This is a genomic window from Allobosea sp. AAP35 (assembly GCF_001295925.1).
Lineage (GTDB): Bacteria > Pseudomonadota > Alphaproteobacteria > Rhizobiales > Beijerinckiaceae > Allobosea.
This window is the reverse complement of sequence record NZ_LJHQ01000056.1, coordinates 1-17,518: the sequence shown is the minus strand read 5'-3', so window position 1 is coordinate 17,518 and position 17,518 is coordinate 1. Positions and strand designations below refer to the sequence as shown.

At 68.7% G+C, this 17,518-nt stretch carries 14 protein-coding genes; all 14 read left to right on the top strand.

Going from position 1 to position 17,518, the window contains the following annotated elements:
- Positions 1 to 882, top strand: coding sequence for a DUF2163 domain-containing protein (locus tag IP69_RS17505; RefSeq protein ID WP_054144122.1), 882 nt, complete (start codon positions 1 to 3; stop codon positions 880 to 882).
- Positions 879 to 1,322: a peptidase P60 gene (locus tag IP69_RS17500; protein ID WP_054144121.1), complete on the top strand. Its 444-nt coding sequence runs from the start codon at positions 879 to 881 to the stop codon at positions 1,320 to 1,322. Before IP69_RS17505 ends, IP69_RS17500 begins: the two co-directional genes overlap by 4 nt.
- Positions 1,322 to 5,239 (top strand): glycoside hydrolase/phage tail family protein, encoded by a 3,918-nt coding sequence (locus IP69_RS17495; protein ID WP_054144120.1) that lies wholly within the window; start codon positions 1,322 to 1,324, stop codon positions 5,237 to 5,239. The genes IP69_RS17500 and IP69_RS17495 overlap by 1 nt, the downstream gene beginning before the upstream one ends.
- A gap of 55 nt (positions 5,240 to 5,294) precedes the next feature.
- Positions 5,295 to 5,612, top strand: coding sequence for a hypothetical protein (locus IP69_RS17490; protein WP_054144119.1), 318 nt, complete (start codon positions 5,295 to 5,297; stop codon positions 5,610 to 5,612).
- A 40-nt stretch (positions 5,613 to 5,652) separates the two neighbouring features.
- Positions 5,653 to 6,321 (top strand): response regulator transcription factor, encoded by a 669-nt coding sequence (locus IP69_RS17485; protein ID WP_054144118.1) that lies wholly within the window; start codon positions 5,653 to 5,655, stop codon positions 6,319 to 6,321.
- A 9-nt stretch (positions 6,322 to 6,330) separates the two neighbouring features.
- The gene (locus IP69_RS17480; protein ID WP_054144117.1) at positions 6,331 to 7,710 is read left to right on the top strand and encodes a sensor histidine kinase; all 1,380 of its coding nucleotides are present in this window, start codon (positions 6,331 to 6,333) and stop codon (positions 7,708 to 7,710) included.
- Positions 7,711 to 7,784: 74 nt separating this feature from the next.
- A complete protein-coding gene (gene ccmI / locus IP69_RS17475; protein ID WP_054144116.1) occupies positions 7,785 to 8,888 on the top strand; it encodes a c-type cytochrome biogenesis protein CcmI in 1,104 nt (367 codons plus the stop codon).
- Positions 8,885 to 9,424 (top strand): cytochrome c maturation protein CcmE, encoded by a 540-nt coding sequence (gene ccmE, locus IP69_RS17470; RefSeq protein WP_054144115.1) that lies wholly within the window; start codon positions 8,885 to 8,887, stop codon positions 9,422 to 9,424. Before ccmI ends, ccmE begins: the two co-directional genes overlap by 4 nt.
- Before the next feature lie 7 nt (positions 9,425 to 9,431).
- Positions 9,432 to 11,417 (top strand): heme lyase CcmF/NrfE family subunit, encoded by a 1,986-nt coding sequence (locus IP69_RS17465; protein WP_054144186.1) that lies wholly within the window; start codon positions 9,432 to 9,434, stop codon positions 11,415 to 11,417.
- Between the two features lie 5 nt (positions 11,418 to 11,422).
- The gene (locus tag IP69_RS17460) at positions 11,423 to 11,899 is read left to right on the top strand and encodes a cytochrome c-type biogenesis protein (RefSeq protein ID WP_054144114.1); all 477 of its coding nucleotides are present in this window, start codon (positions 11,423 to 11,425) and stop codon (positions 11,897 to 11,899) included.
- 137 nt (positions 11,900 to 12,036) lie between these two features.
- Positions 12,037 to 13,215: a Do family serine endopeptidase gene (locus tag IP69_RS17455; RefSeq protein WP_054144113.1), complete on the top strand. Its 1,179-nt coding sequence runs from the start codon at positions 12,037 to 12,039 to the stop codon at positions 13,213 to 13,215.
- Between the two features lie 177 nt (positions 13,216 to 13,392).
- The gene (locus IP69_RS17450; protein WP_054144112.1) at positions 13,393 to 14,076 is read left to right on the top strand and encodes a response regulator transcription factor; all 684 of its coding nucleotides are present in this window, start codon (positions 13,393 to 13,395) and stop codon (positions 14,074 to 14,076) included.
- Position 14,077: 1 nt separating this feature from the next.
- Positions 14,078 to 15,622, top strand: coding sequence for an ATP-binding protein (locus IP69_RS17445; protein WP_082359441.1), 1,545 nt, complete (start codon positions 14,078 to 14,080; stop codon positions 15,620 to 15,622).
- Between the two features lie 11 nt (positions 15,623 to 15,633).
- Positions 15,634 to 17,518 (top strand): bifunctional [glutamine synthetase] adenylyltransferase/[glutamine synthetase]-adenylyl-L-tyrosine phosphorylase (locus IP69_RS17440; protein ID WP_156323522.1); only part of this gene is annotated, 1,885 nt, incomplete at its 3' end.

The following is a 17,518-nucleotide window of genomic DNA, read 5'->3' as shown; positions in this document are numbered from 1 at the left end:
ATGCGTGAGATTCCTGCGGCGCTGGCCACCCATCTGGCCCAGGGCGCGACGACCCTGTGCCGCTGCTGGAGCCTGACGCGCCGCGACGGCGCCGTGCTCGGCTTCACCGATCATGACAGGCCCTTGAGCTTCGACGGCATCGTTTTTGCCGCCGCGACGGGGCTGGAAGCGGCCGAGAGCGCATCCGAACTCGGTTTCGCGATCGGCGGCGGCGACGTCTCGGGCGCGCTGGCGGCGATCGGCCTGAACGAGGCCGACATCGCCCGCGGGCTGTACGATGACGCGCGGGTCACAGTCTGGCTGGTGAACTGGACCGACATCTCGCAGCGCCTGCTGCTGGAGACCGGCTTCGTCGGCGAGATCCGGCGCGGCGATGCAGCCTTCACTGCGGAGGTGAGGGGGCACGCCAAGGCCTTCGACGAGGAGCGCGGCCGGCTCTACATGCGCTCCTGCGCGGCCGATCTCGGCGGCTCACGCTGCGGCGTGACACTCGTGCCGGTCGAAGCCGGCGTGGCGTCGAGCGACGGCCGGCTCAGCCTGACGGCGCCGGAACTCGCTGCCTTTTCCGGCGGGCATTTCACCGGCGGGCGCCTCGTCTTCACGAGCGGCGGCAATCTCGGCTTTGCCACCGAGGTGAAGCGCCACGCGGCCGCGGGCGGTCTGACGTCGCTGCAATTGTGGCAGGCGCCGCCGTCCACGATCCAGGCGGGCGATACCTTCCTCGTGACGCCCGGCTGCGACAAGAGTTTCGCCACCTGCCAGGCCAAATTCGGCAATGGAATCAACTTCCGCGGCTTCCCGCACATCCCCGGAAACGACTTCATCATCGGGGGCGTCAGGCCCGGCGATGGCGGCCTCGACGGCGGGAGCCTGTTTCGATGAGCGCGCCTCTGACCCGCGCGGCCATCGTCGAAGCCGTTTCGCTGTGGCTCGGCACGCCCTATCACCACCAGGCCTCGCTGCGCGGGGTCGGCTGCGACTGCCTCGGGCTGGTGCGCGGCGTCTGGCGCGACCTCTACGGGGACGAGCCCGAGATACCGCCGCCCTATTCGCCGAGCTGGGCGGAGAGCCTCGGAACGGACACGCTGGCCATGGCGGCCTTGCGGCATCTGGTTCCCGTCGTGCCGGGGCTGGAACGGCCCGGCGACGTGCTGCTCTTCCGCTGGCGGGTGCATCTGCCGGCCAAGCATTGCGCCATCCTGAGCGCGCCCGACCGCATCATCCACGCCCATGACGGCGCGCAGGTCGCCGAGGTCGCCTACTCCGCCTGGTGGCGGCGGCACCAAAGCCACGCCTTTTCCTTTCCCGGAGTGACCGACTGATGGCGACGCTTCTTCTGCAGGTCGCGGGCAGCGCGCTCGGCACGGCGCTGGGCGGCCCGCTCGGCGCCGTCATCGGCCAGGCGATCGGCGGCATCGCCGGGGCGCGGATCGACCAGACGCTGCTGGGCGGCGGCGCTGGCACGAAGACGGTCGAGGGGCCGCGCCTGACCGAGATCGACGGGCTCGCCTCCAGCGAGGGCGCCGCGATCCCGCGCGTCTATGGCCGCGCCCGCATCGGCGGGCAGCTGATCTGGGCGACGCGCTTCGAGGAGGAGATCAAGGTCACCGTGACGCGCTCCAAGAGCGGCGGCAAGGGCAGCCCGAAGCAGAAGACGGTCGAGACGACCTACAGCTATTTCGCCAATCTCGCGATCGGGCTTTGCGAGGGACGGATCGCCTTCGTCCGGCGCATCTGGGTCGACGGTCGCGAGCTCGACGTCACCACCGTCACCATGCGCGTCCACCAGGGCGACGAAACGCAGGGTCTCGACCCGCTGATCGCCGCCAAGGAGGCTGGCGTGGCGCCGGCCTATCGCGGCCTCGCCTATGTCGTGTTCGAGCGTTTTCCGCTGGCCGACTACGGCAACCGCGTGCCGCAATTTGCCTTCGAGGTCGTGCGCGCCGTCGAGGGGCTCGGCGGCATGATCCGGGCCGTGACGCTGATCCCGGGGGCGAGCGAGTTCGTCTACGAGACGCGTGCCGTCAGCCATGAGCCCGAGCCTGGCGTCACCGAAAGCCTGAGCCGCCACCAGCTCTATGGCGGGGCCGATGTCGACACCGCGCTGGCCCATCTCACCGCCCTGTGCCCGAATCTGCGCCGCGTTGCGCTCGTCGTCGCCTGGTTCGGCGACGATCTGCGGGCGGACGCCTGCACGCTGTCGCCGCGCGTCGAGATCGCCCAGAAGCCCACGACAGGCGCCGAATGGGCGGCGGCGGGGCTGACCCGCGCGACGGCGCGCGTCGTCAGCGAGGCCGGCGGCAGGCCGGCCTTTGGCGGCACGCCGTCGGATGAAAGCGTGATCCGCCTTATCCGACGCCTGCGCGACGATTACGGCCTGGAGGTCGTGCTCTACCCCTTCGTGATGATGGACATTCCCGAGGGCAACACGCTGCCGGACCCTGCGACCGGCTCGATCGGCCAGCCCCGATACCCCTGGCGCGGCCGCATCACCTGCGATCCCGCTCCCGGCAGTTCCGGCAGCGTCGATGGCACGGCGGCGGCGCAGGCGCAGATCGCGGCGTTGCTGGGCAGCGTGTCTGCCTCGGACATGGCCGTCGCGGGCGAGCAGATCACCTGCGCCCAGCCCGATGAGTGGAGCTTCAGCCGCTTCGTCCTGCATCATGCCGCGCTGGCGCAGGCGGCCGGCGGGGTCTCTGGCTTCGTGCTCGGCTCGGAGCTGCCCGGGCTGACGCGGGTTCGCGGTGCGGCGGGCTATCCGATGGTCGACGGGCTCGTTGCACTGGCCGACCAGGTGAAGTCCATGCTGCCGGCCGCCACCCTGACCTATGCCGCTGACTGGACTGAATACGGTGCCCATGTCCGCAATGATGGGATGGACGTGACGTTTCCGCTCGATCCGCTCTGGGCCTCGCCGGCCATCGGCGCGATCGGCATCGACTTCTATCCGCCGCTCTCCGACTGGCGCGACACCACCGACCATGCCGACACCGCTATCGCCAGCGGGCCAGCCGATCTCGGCTATCTCCGTGCGCGGCTGAACACGGGTGAGGCGTATGACTGGTATTATGCTGATGCGGTGGGGCGGCTCGCGCAGACGCGTCTGCCGATCACCGACGGGGCCTATGGCAAGCCCTGGATCTTCCGCCCCAAGGATCTCGTCGGCTGGTGGAGCAACCTGCATGTCGAGCGCCTCAATGGCATCGAGACCGGCGCGACCGCCTTCGTGCCCGGGGCCAAGCCGATCTGGCTGACCGAGATCGGCATCCCCGCCGTCGACAAGGGGGCTAACGCGCCCAACGTCTTTCCAGACGCGAAATCCGCTGAGAGCGGCTCGCCTTATTTCTCCAGCGGCGCACGCGACGATCTGGTCCAGGCGCGCGGGCTGGAGGCGATCCTTTCGGGCTTCGACCCGGCGCGCGAAGGCTTCGAGGCCGCCCGAAACCCGGTCCATCCGGGCACCGGGATCCGCATGATCGATCCCGCTCATATCTTCGTCTGGAGCTATGATGCCAGGCCGTTCCCGGCCTTTCCCGATCTGGGCGGCATCTGGGCCGATGGCGCGGCCTACGACACCGGCCACTGGATCAACGGCCGCATCGAGGGCGCCCCGGTCGATCGCCTGCTGCGCCGGGTGCTCGCCGATTTCGGCCTGCCGGCGGCCGATCTGCTTGCGGTCGACGGCTTTCTCGACGGCTATGTGCTTGATCGGCCGCTTTCAGCGCGGCAGGCGCTCGAGCCGCTCGGGCAGGCTTTCGGCTTTGATGTGACGATGAGCGCCGGCAGATTGGTCTTCCGGGGCCGCGCGGGAGCTGTTGCGCGCCGCCTGAGTGCGAACGATCTCGTGGCCGACCGAGACGGCAACCCGTTCGCGCTGCGCCGGGCGCAGGAAAGCGAACTGCCGCTCGAATTGCGGCTGGGCTTCGCCGACGGCGAGAGCGACTACCGCACCGCCGCCGCCCGCTCGCGCCGGCTGGCCGGGGCGGCGCGCCGCGAGGTCGGGGTCGAAACCGCGATCGTCACCCGGCCGGCGGAAGGCCAGCGCCTTGCCGATCAGCGCCTCCAGGAGATCTGGGCCGGCCGCGAGACGCTGGAGCTCGAATTGTCGCCGCGCTGCCTCGATCTCGAGCCCGGCGATGTCGTCACCCTACCGATCGACGGCGCGGACCGGCTCTTCCGGCTGACGCGCATCGATGACGGTCCCAGCCGCAGGGCGAGCGCGCGCGCCGTCGAGCCTGCGATCTATCGCACCAGCGGCGCGCCGAGCCTGCCGCGCCCGCCGCGCAGCGCGCCCGCCTTGCCGGGGCGGCCGCTCGCCATCCCCCTGTCGCTGCCGATCGTGCGGACGCAGCCGCCGCCGCTTCTCTCATTGGCCGCCTTCGCGCAGCCCTGGCCCGGCGCGCTGGCCGTCTGGCAGGCCGACGGCGCCGGCCAGTTCGAGCTGCTGCGCCTCGTCGAGGCGCCCTCAATCGTCGGCGAAACGCTCTCCATCCTGCCGCCTGGCCCGGTCTGGCGCAGCGATGTCCGCGCGGTGCTCGATGTCCGCCTGCGCGGCGGCAGCCTGTCCTCTGTCCCCGCCGAGGCCGCGTTGGCAGGCGCCAATGCCCTGGCGCTCATTGATACAGACGGCACCGTGGAGATCGTGACAGCGGCGCAGGCGCAGCTGATAGGCCCGGGGCAGTTCCGGCTGTCAGGCCTGTTGCGGGGCATCGGTGGGTCGGAGGCCGCCGCCGCGCGCAGCCTGCCGGCCGGTGCGCGCGTGGTCGTGCTGGATGGTGCCGCCGTGACCCTCACCGATGCTCTCGCCGATCTCGGCCAGGAGCGGCGCTATCGCATCGGTCCCGTCCAGCGCGATCTTGGCGATCCGTCCATGGCCGAGATCGTCGCGACCGCCGGCGTCGCGGCGCTTCTGCCGCTCTCGCCGGTTCATCCGCGCGCGTTGCGAACGGCGGAAGGGATCACCTTCGCCTGGATTCGCCGCACCCGCATCGACGGCGATTCCTGGGACCTGGTGGAGGTGCCGCTGGGCGAAGAAACGGAATCATACGAGATCGATGTGGTGCATGCGGGCGTCTCGCTGCGCCGGACGCAGACGAGCGCGCCCGCCTGGACCTATCCGGCAGCCCTGGAACTGGCCGATTTTGGAGCGGTTCAGACGGAGATCGAGATTGTGATCGCCCAGATCAGCGCCGTGGTCGGGCGCGGGCATGAATGGCTTGGACGGGTCCGCATACGCTGAGATAGGCTGTTATCATGCAGCATTCATGGCGCGTTCACGCGTCAAGGACTAGCCGATGTCGATGATGCCCGTCGAACCCATCTTCGCCCTGACGCTGCTTGCGACGTTGCCGATCGTCCAGATCGACAATCAGGATCCGATGTCGTGCCTGTCCGCGGACGAGACGCGCGATGCGGTTGCCGATGGACGGGTGATCCAGCCGGCTCAGGCCTCGCGCCATGCGCGCCAGGCGGCGCCGGGGGAGGTCGTCCGCATCCGGCTTTGCCGTCAGGGCGACGATTATGTTTATGTGGTCACGACGCTCAAGCGCGACGGTCGCGTCGCCCGCGTGACGCTCGAGGGACAGTCGGGCAAGGTCGGCATGATTCGCTGATCGTTTCCGCCTTAGTCACCGCCAACAGGAGCTGCCCACCGTGAGATTGCTCGTCGTCGAGGACGACAAGGACCTCAACCGCCAGATCGTCACCGCGCTGGAAAACGCCGGCTATGCCGTCGACAAGGCCTTCGACGGCGAGGAGGGGTTGTATCTGGGCGAGACCGAGCCTTACGACGCGGTGATCCTCGATCTGGGCCTGCCCAAGGTCGACGGCGTCGCCGTGCTGCAGGGCTGGCGCCGCGCCGGCAAGACCATGCCGGTGCTGATCTTGACTGCGCGCGACCGCTGGAGCGACAAGGTCGGCGGCTTCGATGCCGGCGCCGACGACTATGTCACCAAGCCGTTTCATGTCGAGGAACTGCTGGCGCGCGTGCGTGCGCTGCTGCGCCGCGCGGCAGGCCACGCCACCTCAGAACTGACCTGCGGCCCGGTCAGGCTCGACACGCGTGCGAGCCGCGTCGTGGTCGATGGCAACCCGGTGAAGCTCACCTCGCATGAGTACCGCCTGTTGGCCTATCTCATGCACCATCAGGGCCGCGTCGTGTCGCGTACGGAACTGGTAGAACATCTTTACGATCAGGATTTCGACCGCGATTCGAACACGATCGAGGTCTTCGTCGGCCGGCTGCGCAAGAAACTCGGGGTCGAGGTCATCGAGACCGTGCGTGGCCTCGGCTACATCTGCGCCGCGCCCGAAAAGGTCTGATCGCGCGAGATGCTGTTCCGGTCGCATCGCTACTCGCTCGGCGCGCGGCTCTTCATTTCGGCGGCGGTCTGCTGCGCTCTGGTGCTGATTCTCGCCGGCTTCGGACTGACCACCTTCTATCGTCGCTCGGCCGAGCGTGGCTTCGACGAGCGGTTGAGCGTCTACATCAAGGAATTGATCGCAGATCTCGCCGCCCCGCCCGAGACCGAGCGCCAGGCGATCGGCGATCTCGGCGAGCCGCGCTTCGATCTGCCGCTTTCGGGCTGGTACTGGCAGATTATCCGGCTCGATGGCGAACGGCCGATCATCCGTGCCTCGCGCTCCCTCGTCGGCGGCCAGCTGCCCAAGCTGCTCGACCAGCCGATCGCGCCCAATGCGCGGGGCCTGCGCGAGAGCTACATCTCCGGCCCCGATGACCGCTCCTTGCGAATCCTCGAACGCGAGATCGATGTCGGTGAGGATGGCCGCTTCACCGTCGCGGTCGCCGCACCCTCCGACGAGATCGACGCCGACATCCGCGATTTCCGCTTCGCCTTGACCATGACCTTTGTGCTGCTCGGTCTCGCTTTGGTCGCCTCGACAATCGTCCAGGTCCGGTTCGGCCTGCGCCCGCTCGTACGGTTAGGGGCTGCCGTCGGCATGGTCCGCACCGGTGAGACGCCGCGCATCGTCGGCGAATATCCGCCCGATCTCGCACCGCTGGCGGGAGAGCTCAACCAGCTGATCGACGCCAATCACGAGATCCTCGACCGCGCCCGCACCCAGGTCGGCAACCTCGCCCATGCGCTCAAGACGCCGCTGAGCATCATGCTGAACGAGGCCGAGGCGGAAACCGGCGACGGCCTATTGCCGCAGACGGTGAAAAGCCAGGCCGCGATCATGCGCGACCAGGTTCAGTATTATCTGGACCGCGCACGCGCAGCAGCACTCTCGGGCGCGCTGGGCGGCGTCACCGAGGTTGGGCCGTCGCTCGATGCGCTGATCAGGACCTTCACCAAGATCTCGCAAGGCAGGGGCATCGTCGGCCGCCACAGCGTCCCATCGCGGGCCCGGTTTCGCGGCGAGAAGCAGGATTTCGAGGAAATGCTGGGCAATCTTCTCGACAATGCCTTCAAATGGGCGGAAGCGACCGTCGAGATTGCGCTTGAACCCTCGAAAGATCCGACGTCCGGACTCGTGTTGCTGATCGACGATGACGGCCCAGGTCTCCCCGACGCGGCGCTTGCCGATGTGCTCAAGCGGGGCCGGCGGCTCGACGAGGCGACGCCGGGCTCCGGCCTTGGCCTGTCGATCGTGGTCGATCTCGCCAAGCTTTACGGCGGCGAGCTTACGCTGCAGCGCTCGCCAATGGGCGGCCTGCGCGCCCGCCTCGTGCTGCCTTCCGTCTGAGCTGTGGGCCCGCGTGACCCTTTGTCGCCATCTTCGGACATGAAGCGGGGCCCGTCTTTGTCTATGACCTGTCCATGCTGATCTGGATCATCTTCGCAGTCATGACGGGGGCGGCGGTCTTTTCCCTGCTGTGGCCACTCAGCCGTAGCGGAATGACCGCCTTTGCCGATGTCGCCGATGCGACAAGCCTCTATCGCGCTCAGCTTGGCGAGATCGAGCGCGATCTGGCGCGCCGTCTGATCGCCCCCACCGAAGCCGAGGCGGCCCGCGCCGAAGCGGCGCGTCGCCTGTTGCGCGCATCCGGCGAGCAGGCTGATCCGGCGGGCGAGACGGAATCCTCGCTGCGCCGCCGCCGAGCGAGTTCGGCGCTGGCCTTGTCCTGCGTGCCGCTGCTGGCGTTGCTCGTTTACGGCGCCTATGGCTCGCCTGGACAGCCCGACCAGCCGCTGGCGGCGCGTCTCCAGGCCGATCCGTCTCAGCAGGATTTTGCCTTGGCGTTGACGCGCATCGAGACCCATCTCGCCAACAACCCGTCCGATGGCAAGGGCTGGTCGGTGATTGCGCCCGTCTACCTACGCCAGGGTCGCTACGATGAGGCAGCGAATGCCTTCGCCTCGGCGATCCGCCATGGCGCGACAAGCTCCGAAACGGTGGCTGGTCTCGGTGAGGCTCGCACGCTGGCCGCCGGCGGCGTCGTCACGGCGGCGGCGCGCGAAAGCCTGGTCGAGGCGGTTCGGCTCGATCCGAGCAATGCCCGCGCCCGCTTCTTTCTCGCCATCGGCAAGGAACAGGATGGTGATGTGCAAGGGGCAATCGCCGCGCTGCGCACGCTGCTGGCCGATGCAGCCGCCGACGCGCCCTGGAGCATGACTGTCCGCCAGCGTCTGGCGCGGCTGGAGGCCGAGGCCTCGGGAGGCGACCTCGCGGCGCTTCCGCCGGCCGAGCAGCAGGTTGCGGTCCGCGCCATGGTCGATGGGCTCGCCGAACGGCTGAAGGCCGGCGGCGGCACGTTACCTGAATGGACGCGTCTCATCCGCTCCCAGACCGTTCTCGGCGACAAGTCGGCGGCGCGCACCGCACTCGCCACCGCCCGTGAACGCCTGTCTCAGGACGCCGCTGCCCTGGCCGCGCTCGACGCGCTCGCCGTTGAACTTGCCCTCAGGGAGACCGCGCCATGAGCGCCGCCGAGCCTGTCGAGCCCGCGCGGCACGTCGTCACCAAGCGTCGTTTCACGCGCAAGCAGCGGCGGCTGGTGCTAATCGGCGCCGCCGGTGGCGTGCTGTGTCTGGCGGCGGGGCTGGTGCTCTTTGCGCTGCGCGACACGATCGTGTTTTTCTACGGTCCCACCGAGATTGCCGAGAAGGGCGTGACACCGGGCACGCGCATGCGGCTCGGCGGGTTGGTGGAGCAGGGCTCGGTCGTGCGCGGCCCTGGTCAGCGAATCGTCTTCTCGATCACCGACAGCCGCACCGTGATGAAGGTCACCTATGACGGACTGCTGCCGGACCTGTTTCGCGAAGGGCAGGGCGTCGTGACCGAAGGCGTGTTCCAGGGGGGCGACCAGTTCCGCGCCGATTCGATCCTGGCCAAGCATGATGAGACCTATATGCCGCGCGAAGTCGCCGACACGTTGAAAAAGCAGGGCCATTGGCAGCCCGGCGATGCCGGCGCCTCCGCGCCGCAGGCCAAGCCAGCGCCGCAGGCGACGCAGTGAGGCACTCATGATCGTCGAGATTGGCCATTTCGCACTCGCGCTCGCGCTCGGCGTCGCCGTGGTGCAGTCGGTCGTCCCGCTTTGGGGCGTTGCCCGCCATGACCGGGCCCTGGCCGGCGTCGGATCATCGGCTGCCATCGCCTGCTTCTTGCTGGTCGCGTTGTCCTTCGCCGCGCTGGTCGTCTCCTATGTGCGTTCCGACTTCTCGGTCGAGAACGTTGCCGCGAACTCGCATTCGACGCAGCCGCTGATCTACAAGCTGACCTCCGTCTGGGGCAACCATGAGGGCTCGATGCTGCTCTGGGTGCTGATCCTGACGCTGTTTGGCGCGCTCGTGGCCCTGTCGCGCCGGTCCTTGCCGGTCAGGCTGCGCGCCGGGACGCTGGCCGCCCAGGGCATGGTGACGGTTGCGTTCCTCGCCTTCACGCTTCTGACCTCCAACCCGTTCCGGCGGGTGTTCCCGGCCCCTGCGGACGGGCAGGATCTCAACCCGATCCTGCAGGATCTCGGCCTCGCGATCCATCCGCCGCTTCTCTATGTCGGCTATGTCGGCTTCTCGATCACCTATGCCTTTGCCGTCGCGGCGCTGATCGACGGGCGCATCGATGCCGTCTGGGCGCGGGCCGTGCGGCCCTGGACGCTGCTCGCCTGGGTCTTCCTGACGCTCGGCATCGCGATGGGCTCCTACTGGGCCTATTACGAACTCGGCTGGGGCGGCTGGTGGTTCTGGGATCCGGTCGAGAATGCCTCGCTGATGCCCTGGCTGGCCGGCACCGCGCTGATCCACTCCACCGTGGTGATGGAGAAGCGCGACGCGTTGAAGGTCTGGACGATCCTGCTCGCGATCCTGACCTTCTCGCTCTCGCTGCTGGGCACCTTCATCGTTCGCTCCGGCGTTCTGACCTCGGTGCACTCCTTCGCGACCGACCCGGCGCGCGGCCTCTTCATCCTGATGATCCTGGTGTTCTTCGTCGGCGGCTCGCTCGCCCTGTTCGCCTGGCGCGCGCCGCTCTTGCGGCAGGGCGGCCTGTTCGCGCCGGTGTCGCGGGAGGGTGCGCTCGTCGTCAACAACGTCTTCATCGCCACCGCCTGCGCCACGGTCTTCATCGGCACGCTCTATCCGCTGGTGCTGGAGATGGTGACCGGCGCCAAGATCTCGGTTGGCCCGCCCTTCTTCAACGCGACCTTCATTCCCGTGCTGGTACCGCTGCTGCTGGTGCTGCCACTCGGGCAGTCGATGGCCTGGAAGCGTGGCGATCTGCTCGGCGCGGCGCAGCGCAATGCCGCGGCCTTTGGTCTGGCGCTTCTGGTCGCGCTGGCAACGATCGCGATGACATGGGGCGGTCCCGTGCTGGCGCCGCTTGGCATCGGGCTCGGCATATTCCTTGTCCTGGGAGCGCTCTTCGATCTGGGGGAGCGCATCGTGACGCGCGCCAGCGGCTGGTCGGCGGTCCTCTCGCGGGCCAAGGGTCTGCCGCGCTCGGCCTGGGGCACCGCGCTCGCTCATGCCGGCGTCGGCCTGAGCGTGATCGGCATCGCCGCGACGGCCTGGAGCACGGAGGGCATCGGCGTGCTGAAGCCCGGCGAGCGCCTCACCAGCGGCCGCTACACGGTCGTGCTGGAATCGATCCAGCCTCGGAAGGGCCCGAACTTCACCGCCGAGGTGGCCCGCTTCCAGATCTTCTCCGGCAGCCGCGAACTGGCGCCGGTCGAGGCCGGAAAGCGCATCTACACCGCCCGCGCCATGCCGACGACGGAAGCCGGCATTCGCACCGACGGCCTGAGCCAGGCCTATATCGCGCTGGGCGAACCGCAGGGCGACGGCGCCATCGCTGTGCGGCTCTACGACAAGCCGCTGATCCTGCTGATCTGGATCGGGGCCATCGTGATGTCGCTGGGCGGCGCGCTGTCCTTGACCGACAGGCGCTTCCGCCTGGCGGCGCCGCGTCGCAGCGCGACGGCGCAACCCGTCGCCGTGCAGCCGGCGGAGTGATCGCGATGCGTCGAGCCGTCCTTCGCCGCCTGGCTTTCGCCGTCCTGCTCGGCGTCTTGGCCGGTCCGTCCTTCGCCGTTCAGCCCGGCGAAATCCTGCCCGATCCGGCGATGGAGCAGCGCGCCCGGGCAATCTCCTCGGAACTGCGCTGCCTGGTCTGCCAGAACCAGTCGATCGACGATTCCGACGCCCCGCTTGCCAAGGATTTGCGCGTGCTCGTGCGCGAGCGGCTCGTCGCCGGCGACAGCGACAGCGGCGTGCGCGATTTCGTCGTCGCCCGCTATGGCGATTTCGTCCTGCTGCGGCCGCCCTTCGACGTCAGGACCGCGCTGCTCTGGGGCTCGCCCTTCCTGATCCTGCTGGCGGCGCTGGGCTTCATGTGGCGCCGGGGCAGGGCGATGGCGGAACCCGCGAGTGCCGCGCCGCTGTCGGACGAGGAACGCCGACGCGTGGCGCGCCTGCTCGGCGACGAGGTTCCCTGAACCGCAACCTGCCGACGCAGACATAATTCGTTACCTTACGAAAACGTCATCTTCGGGCGAAATCGGCGTAACGCGCTGCCCGTCATGGTCCTCGTACGAGCAGGGAAGGCCCTGCCGACGCATTCGAGGTTTTCGCCATGACGACCAACACCACCCCCTCACGCTCCATCCTGAAGCGCGGCGCCCTTCTGGCCGGCGCGGCCACCCTCGGCATCGGCCTGGCGGCCGGCCTTGCCGACGGCGCGCTGAAGTTCGACCACCCCGCCTTTGCCCAGCCGATCCAGCTCTCGGGCGTCCAGAACCAGCTTCCGTCCTTCGCCGACATGGTCGAGAAGGCCAAGCCGGCCGTTGTCTCGGTGCGCGTCACGCAGACCGCCGCCGCCTCCGACGACGGCCAGGGCAATCTTGACGACCTGCCGCCCGGCCTGCGCCGCTTCTTCGAGCAGCAGGCGCCGCGCGGCATGAATCCCGGCCGGCCCCAGCCCCGCCAGGGCATGTCGCAGGGCTCGGGCTTCTTCATCAGCCAGGACGGCTATGTCGTGACCAACAACCACGTCGTCGACAAGGCCTCCGAGGTCCAGCTCGTCACCGATGACGGCAAGACCCTGAACGCCAAGGTCATCGGCACCGATCCGCGCACCGATCTCGCTTTGCTCAAGGTCACCGAGAGCGGCAGCTACCCCTTCGTTCAGCTGTCCACCAGCAAGCCGCGCATCGGCGATTGGGTGCTGGCGGTCGGCAATCCCTTCGGCCTCGGCGGCACGGTCACGGCCGGCATCGTCTCGGCGCAGGGGCGCGACATCGGCTCGGGCCCCTATGACGACTTCCTCCAGATCGACGCGGCGGTGAACCGCGGCAATTCCGGCGGGCCGACCTTCAACCAGCAGGGTCAAGTCGTGGGTGTCAACACCGCGATCTTCTCGCCCTCGGGCGGCAATGTCGGCATCGCCTTCGCGATTCCCGCCTCGACGGTCGAGCAGGTCGTCGCGGCCCTCAAGAAGGACGGGCGGGTCTCGCGCGGCTTCATCGGCGTCCAGATCCAGCCGGTGACCAGCGAGGTCGCCGATGCGATCGGCCTCAAGGAGGCTCATGGCGCTCTCGTCGCCGCCGCCGAGAAGGATGGCCCCGCCGCCAGGGCCGGTATCCGCCGCGGCGATACGATCCTCTCGGTCGATGGCGAGAAGATCAAGGATGCGCGCGACCTCTCGCGCAAGATCGCGACCTATGCGCCGGGCTCCAAGGCCAAGATCACGGTCTGGCGCGATGGCAAGGAGCGCGAGATCAGCTTCGAGGTCGGCCGTCAGCCGGCTGCGTGATCTTGAAAGCCATCACCGTGACGCCGCCCCTACAGGGTCGGCGTCACGGACAAGGCAAGGCGCGTGTTCTCCCGGCAGTCAGTCGCCCCCGCGCCGGGAGACCAGCCTTCACCGCGGCAGGCCGGATGCGTATCGTCCGGCCTGCCGTTTTTGTGTTTTCTGGGCTAGGGTTAGCTCATGCGACTCCTGATCGTTGAAGATGATGCCGAGGCTGCGGCCTATCTGACCAAGGCTTTCCGCGAGGCCGGCCATGTCGCCGACCATGCCGGAGACGGGCTCGAAGGCTATGCGATGGCCGAGGGCGGCGGCTACGACGTCCTCGTCGTCGACCGCATGCTGCCGCGCCTCGACGGCCTCTCGCTGATCCGCTCGCTGCGCGAGCAGAAGGACGCGACGCCGGCCTTGATCCTGTCCGCCCTGGCGCAGGTCGACGACCGCGTGAAGGGCCTGCGCGCCGGCGGCGACGATTACCTGCCCAAGCCCTACGCGTTTTCCGAATTGCTCGCCCGGGTCGAGGTTCTGGCCCGCCGCCGTGGGGCGCCGGCCTCCGAGCCGACAAGCTATCGCGTCGGCGATCTCGACCTCGATCGTCTGGCCCACCGCGTGACCCGGGGCGCTACCGAGATCCTGCTCCAGCCGCGCGAATTCCGCCTGCTCGAATATCTGATGAAGCATGCCGGCCAGGTGGTGACCCGCACCATGCTTCTGGAAAACGTCTGGGATTATCATTTCGATCCCCAGACCAATGTCATCGACGTGCATGTCAGCCGCCTGCGCGCCAAGGTCGACAAGGGCTTCGAGCATCCGATGATCCACACGATCCGCGGCGCGGGATACATGGTCCGTGACGCGGCGCGCTGAGATGGCGGCTGTGGACGCGCCGCGACAGGTGCAGCGCTTCCTGCCCAACCTGTTCCGCACGACGGCCTTCAAGCTGACGGCGATCTATCTCGTCGTCTTCGCGCTGTTTGCCGGTCTACTGCTCGGCTATGTCGCCTGGAACGCCAAGCGCCTGCTCGACGACCAGATCCGTTCCACGATCGATGCCGAGATCCAGGGTTTGGCCGAACAGCAGCGGCTCGGCGGCATCAGGCGGCTCGTCAACGTCATCGAGCGCCGCTCGCGCGCGCCGGGCGCCTCGCTTTATCTGGTGACCACCCCGGTGGGAGAGCGCATTGCCGGCAATGTCGAGGCGTTGCCGCCGGGCACCCTCGATCGCCCCGGCGAGACCGAGATCGAATATGCCCGCTCCAGCGAATCGGTCGACCGGCCGAGCCGCGCCATCGTGCGCATCTTCATGCTGCCGAACGGCTTCCGCCTGCTGGTCGGCCGCGATCTCGAGGAGCGCGAGCGGCTCGGCATCGTCATCCGCCGCGCGGCGGGCTGGTCCCTGCTGCTGGTCTTCGTGCTCGGCTGTTTCGCGAGCTGGTTCGTGGCGCGGCGCGTGCTCAAGCGCATCGACGACATGACCGGCACCGCCCAGTCGATCATGGCCGGCGACCTGAAGGGCCGCCTCGCCATCTCCGGCACCGGAGACGAACTCGATCGGCTGGCGCTCAATCTCAACGCCATGCTGGAGCGGATCGGCGAGCTCATGGCCGGCATGCAGCAAGTGTCCGACAATGTCGCCCACGACCTCAAGACGCCGCTGACGCGGCTGCGCAATCGGGCCGAGGAAGCCCTGCGCACGGCGAAATCGCCCGATGAGCTGCGTGCCGCGCTCGATGGCTCGATCGACGAGGCCGACAACCTGATCCGCGTCTTCAACGCGCTGCTGATGATCGCCAGGCTCGAGACAGGCCGCATCCAGGACAGCATGGACACGCTCGACCTCTCCGAGATCGTCTCCGGCATGGCCGAACTCTATGAGCCGCTGGCGGAAGAGGCCGGGTTGTCGCTGGTCACGCAGGTCGAACCCGGCCTGCGGGTCGCGGGCAATCGCGAGCTGATCGGCCAGGCGCTGGCCAACCTGATCGACAACGCGCTGAAATATGGCCAGCCGGCGGAGGGCGGCCAGGCGGTCGTCCTCGTCTCGGCGCGGCAGGGCGATGGCGAGGTTCTGCTGAGCGTTGCCGACCATGGCCCCGGCATTCCCGAGGCGGATCGCGCCCGCGTGCTCGACCGTTTCGTCCGCCTCGATGCCAGCCGCAGCAAGCCGGGCTTCGGCCTGGGGCTCTCGCTCGCCGCAGGCGTCGTGCGGCTGCATGGCGGGCAATTGCGGCTGGAGGACAATGCGCCGGGCCTGCGCGTGGTCATCGCCCTGCCGGCGACCCAGACCGCGATCCTCGACGCATCGGCCCGCGTCACTGCCGCCAGATCGATGGACATGCCTGTGGACATGGCGGCGGCGCCGGCACGTCCGCGCTCGACAGCCGCGCAAAACCCTGTTGGCCTGCCCTCCCTCTAGGGGGAACAGACATGACGGGGCGACTCTGTGACAGGCTGGATGCGGCGCCGGTGCTTCCAGCCCGGGCCCGCGCCGGAAGCATCATCGCCAAAGACCTGATCGAACGCCTCCATGACGAGGCGGCCGCCCAGTCACTGGCCGCGCATTTTGCCGAGCATCCGCGCTCGCTCGCCCTTGTGGCCGGCATCGTCGCCCATGCGCCCTTCCTGACCCAGATCATGCGGCAGGACCCCGCCGCCCTGTTCGCCTGCCTGACGCAAGCCCCCGAGGACCATCGCGACGCCCTGCTCGCCGACATCGAGGAGCGGGGAGTGGCCGCCACCGAAACCGCCGAGCTGATGCGCCTGCTGCGCCGGTTCCGGCGGACCATGGCGCTCCTGATCGCGCTGGCCGATATCGGCGGCGTCTGGAGCGTCGAGACGGTGACGGCCGCTTTGACGGCGACCGCCGACATGGCGGTGAAACTCGCCAGCGAGCATGTCCTGCGCCAGGCGGCCGATCTCGGGCGCATCCGCCTGCCGAACCCGGCCGCACCGGGGGAGGGCTCGGGCCTCGTCGTGCTCGCGCTCGGCAAGCATGGCGCGGCCGAGCTGAACTACTCCTCCGACATCGACATCGTCGTCTTCTTCGATCCGGAGGTTGCGGAAGTGGCCGGTGTCGCCGAGCCGACGAGTTTCTACGTCAAGCTCACGCAGTCCATCGCACGCATCATCCAGGAGCGTACGCCCGACGGCTATGTCTTCCGCGTCGATCTGCGCCTGCGGCCGGACCCCGCCTCGACCCATGTCGCCGTGCCCTTGCCCTCGGCCTATGCCTATTACGAGACGGTGGGCCAGAACTGGGAACGCGCGGCGATGATCAAGGCGCGGCCCGTCGCGGGCGATCTCGCGCTTGGCCAGCGCTTTCTGAAGGATCTCGCCCCCTTCATCTGGCGCAAATATTTCGATTTCGCGGCGATTGCCGACATCCACGCGATGAAGCGGCAGATCCAGACCGTAAAGGGCCACGAGACCATCGCGCTCGCCGGCCACAATGTGAAGCTTGGGCGCGGCGGCATCCGCGAGATCGAATTCTTCGTGCAGACGCAGCAGCTGGTCTTCGGCGGCCGGCGCACGACGCTGCGCGGCCCGCGCACGATCGAGATGCTCGCCGAACTGACCAGTGAGGGCTGGATCACGCCGCAGGCGCGCGACGAACTGGCGGAATCCTATCGCTGGCTGCGCACCATCGAGCATCGCCTGCAGATGCGCCATGACGAGCAGACGCAAACGCTGCCCAAACCGGCCGCCGACCTGGAGGCCTTCGCCCGGTTTTGCGGCTATCCGTCCACCGCAGCGTTCGGAAGGGCGCTGACCGCGCATGCCCGGCGCGTCGAGGGGCATTACGCGCTGCTGTTCGAGGAGGGGCCGAGCCTTGCCAGCGAGGCCGGGACACTGAGCTTCACCGGTGTCGAGCTCGATCCCGACACGCTGGAGACGTTGCAGAAGCTCGGCTTTCGCGCGCCGAAGATCGCGGCAGAGACGGTCCGCGGTTGGCATTTCGGCCGCCGCGCCGCCGTGACCAGCACGCGCGCTCGCGAGGTCCTGACCGAGCTGACGCCGGCGCTGCTGGTTGCGCTGGGCCGCACCGCCGACCCTGACGGCGCGCTGGCTCATCTCGACAACGCCTTCGTGCGGATGCCGGCGGCGGTCGAACTCCTGACGCTGCTGCGCTCGCAGGCCTCGCTGCTGACGCTGTTTGCCGAAATCCTCGGCAGCGCCCCGCGCCTGGCCAAGGTCGCGGAAATCCATCCCCATGTTCTCGACGGCGTCATCGATCCCGCCTTCGGCCAGGCCGCGCTGGATTGCGACGCGCTCACCCGCCGCATCCGCAGCGTCGTCGGCTCCCCCCCCCCCC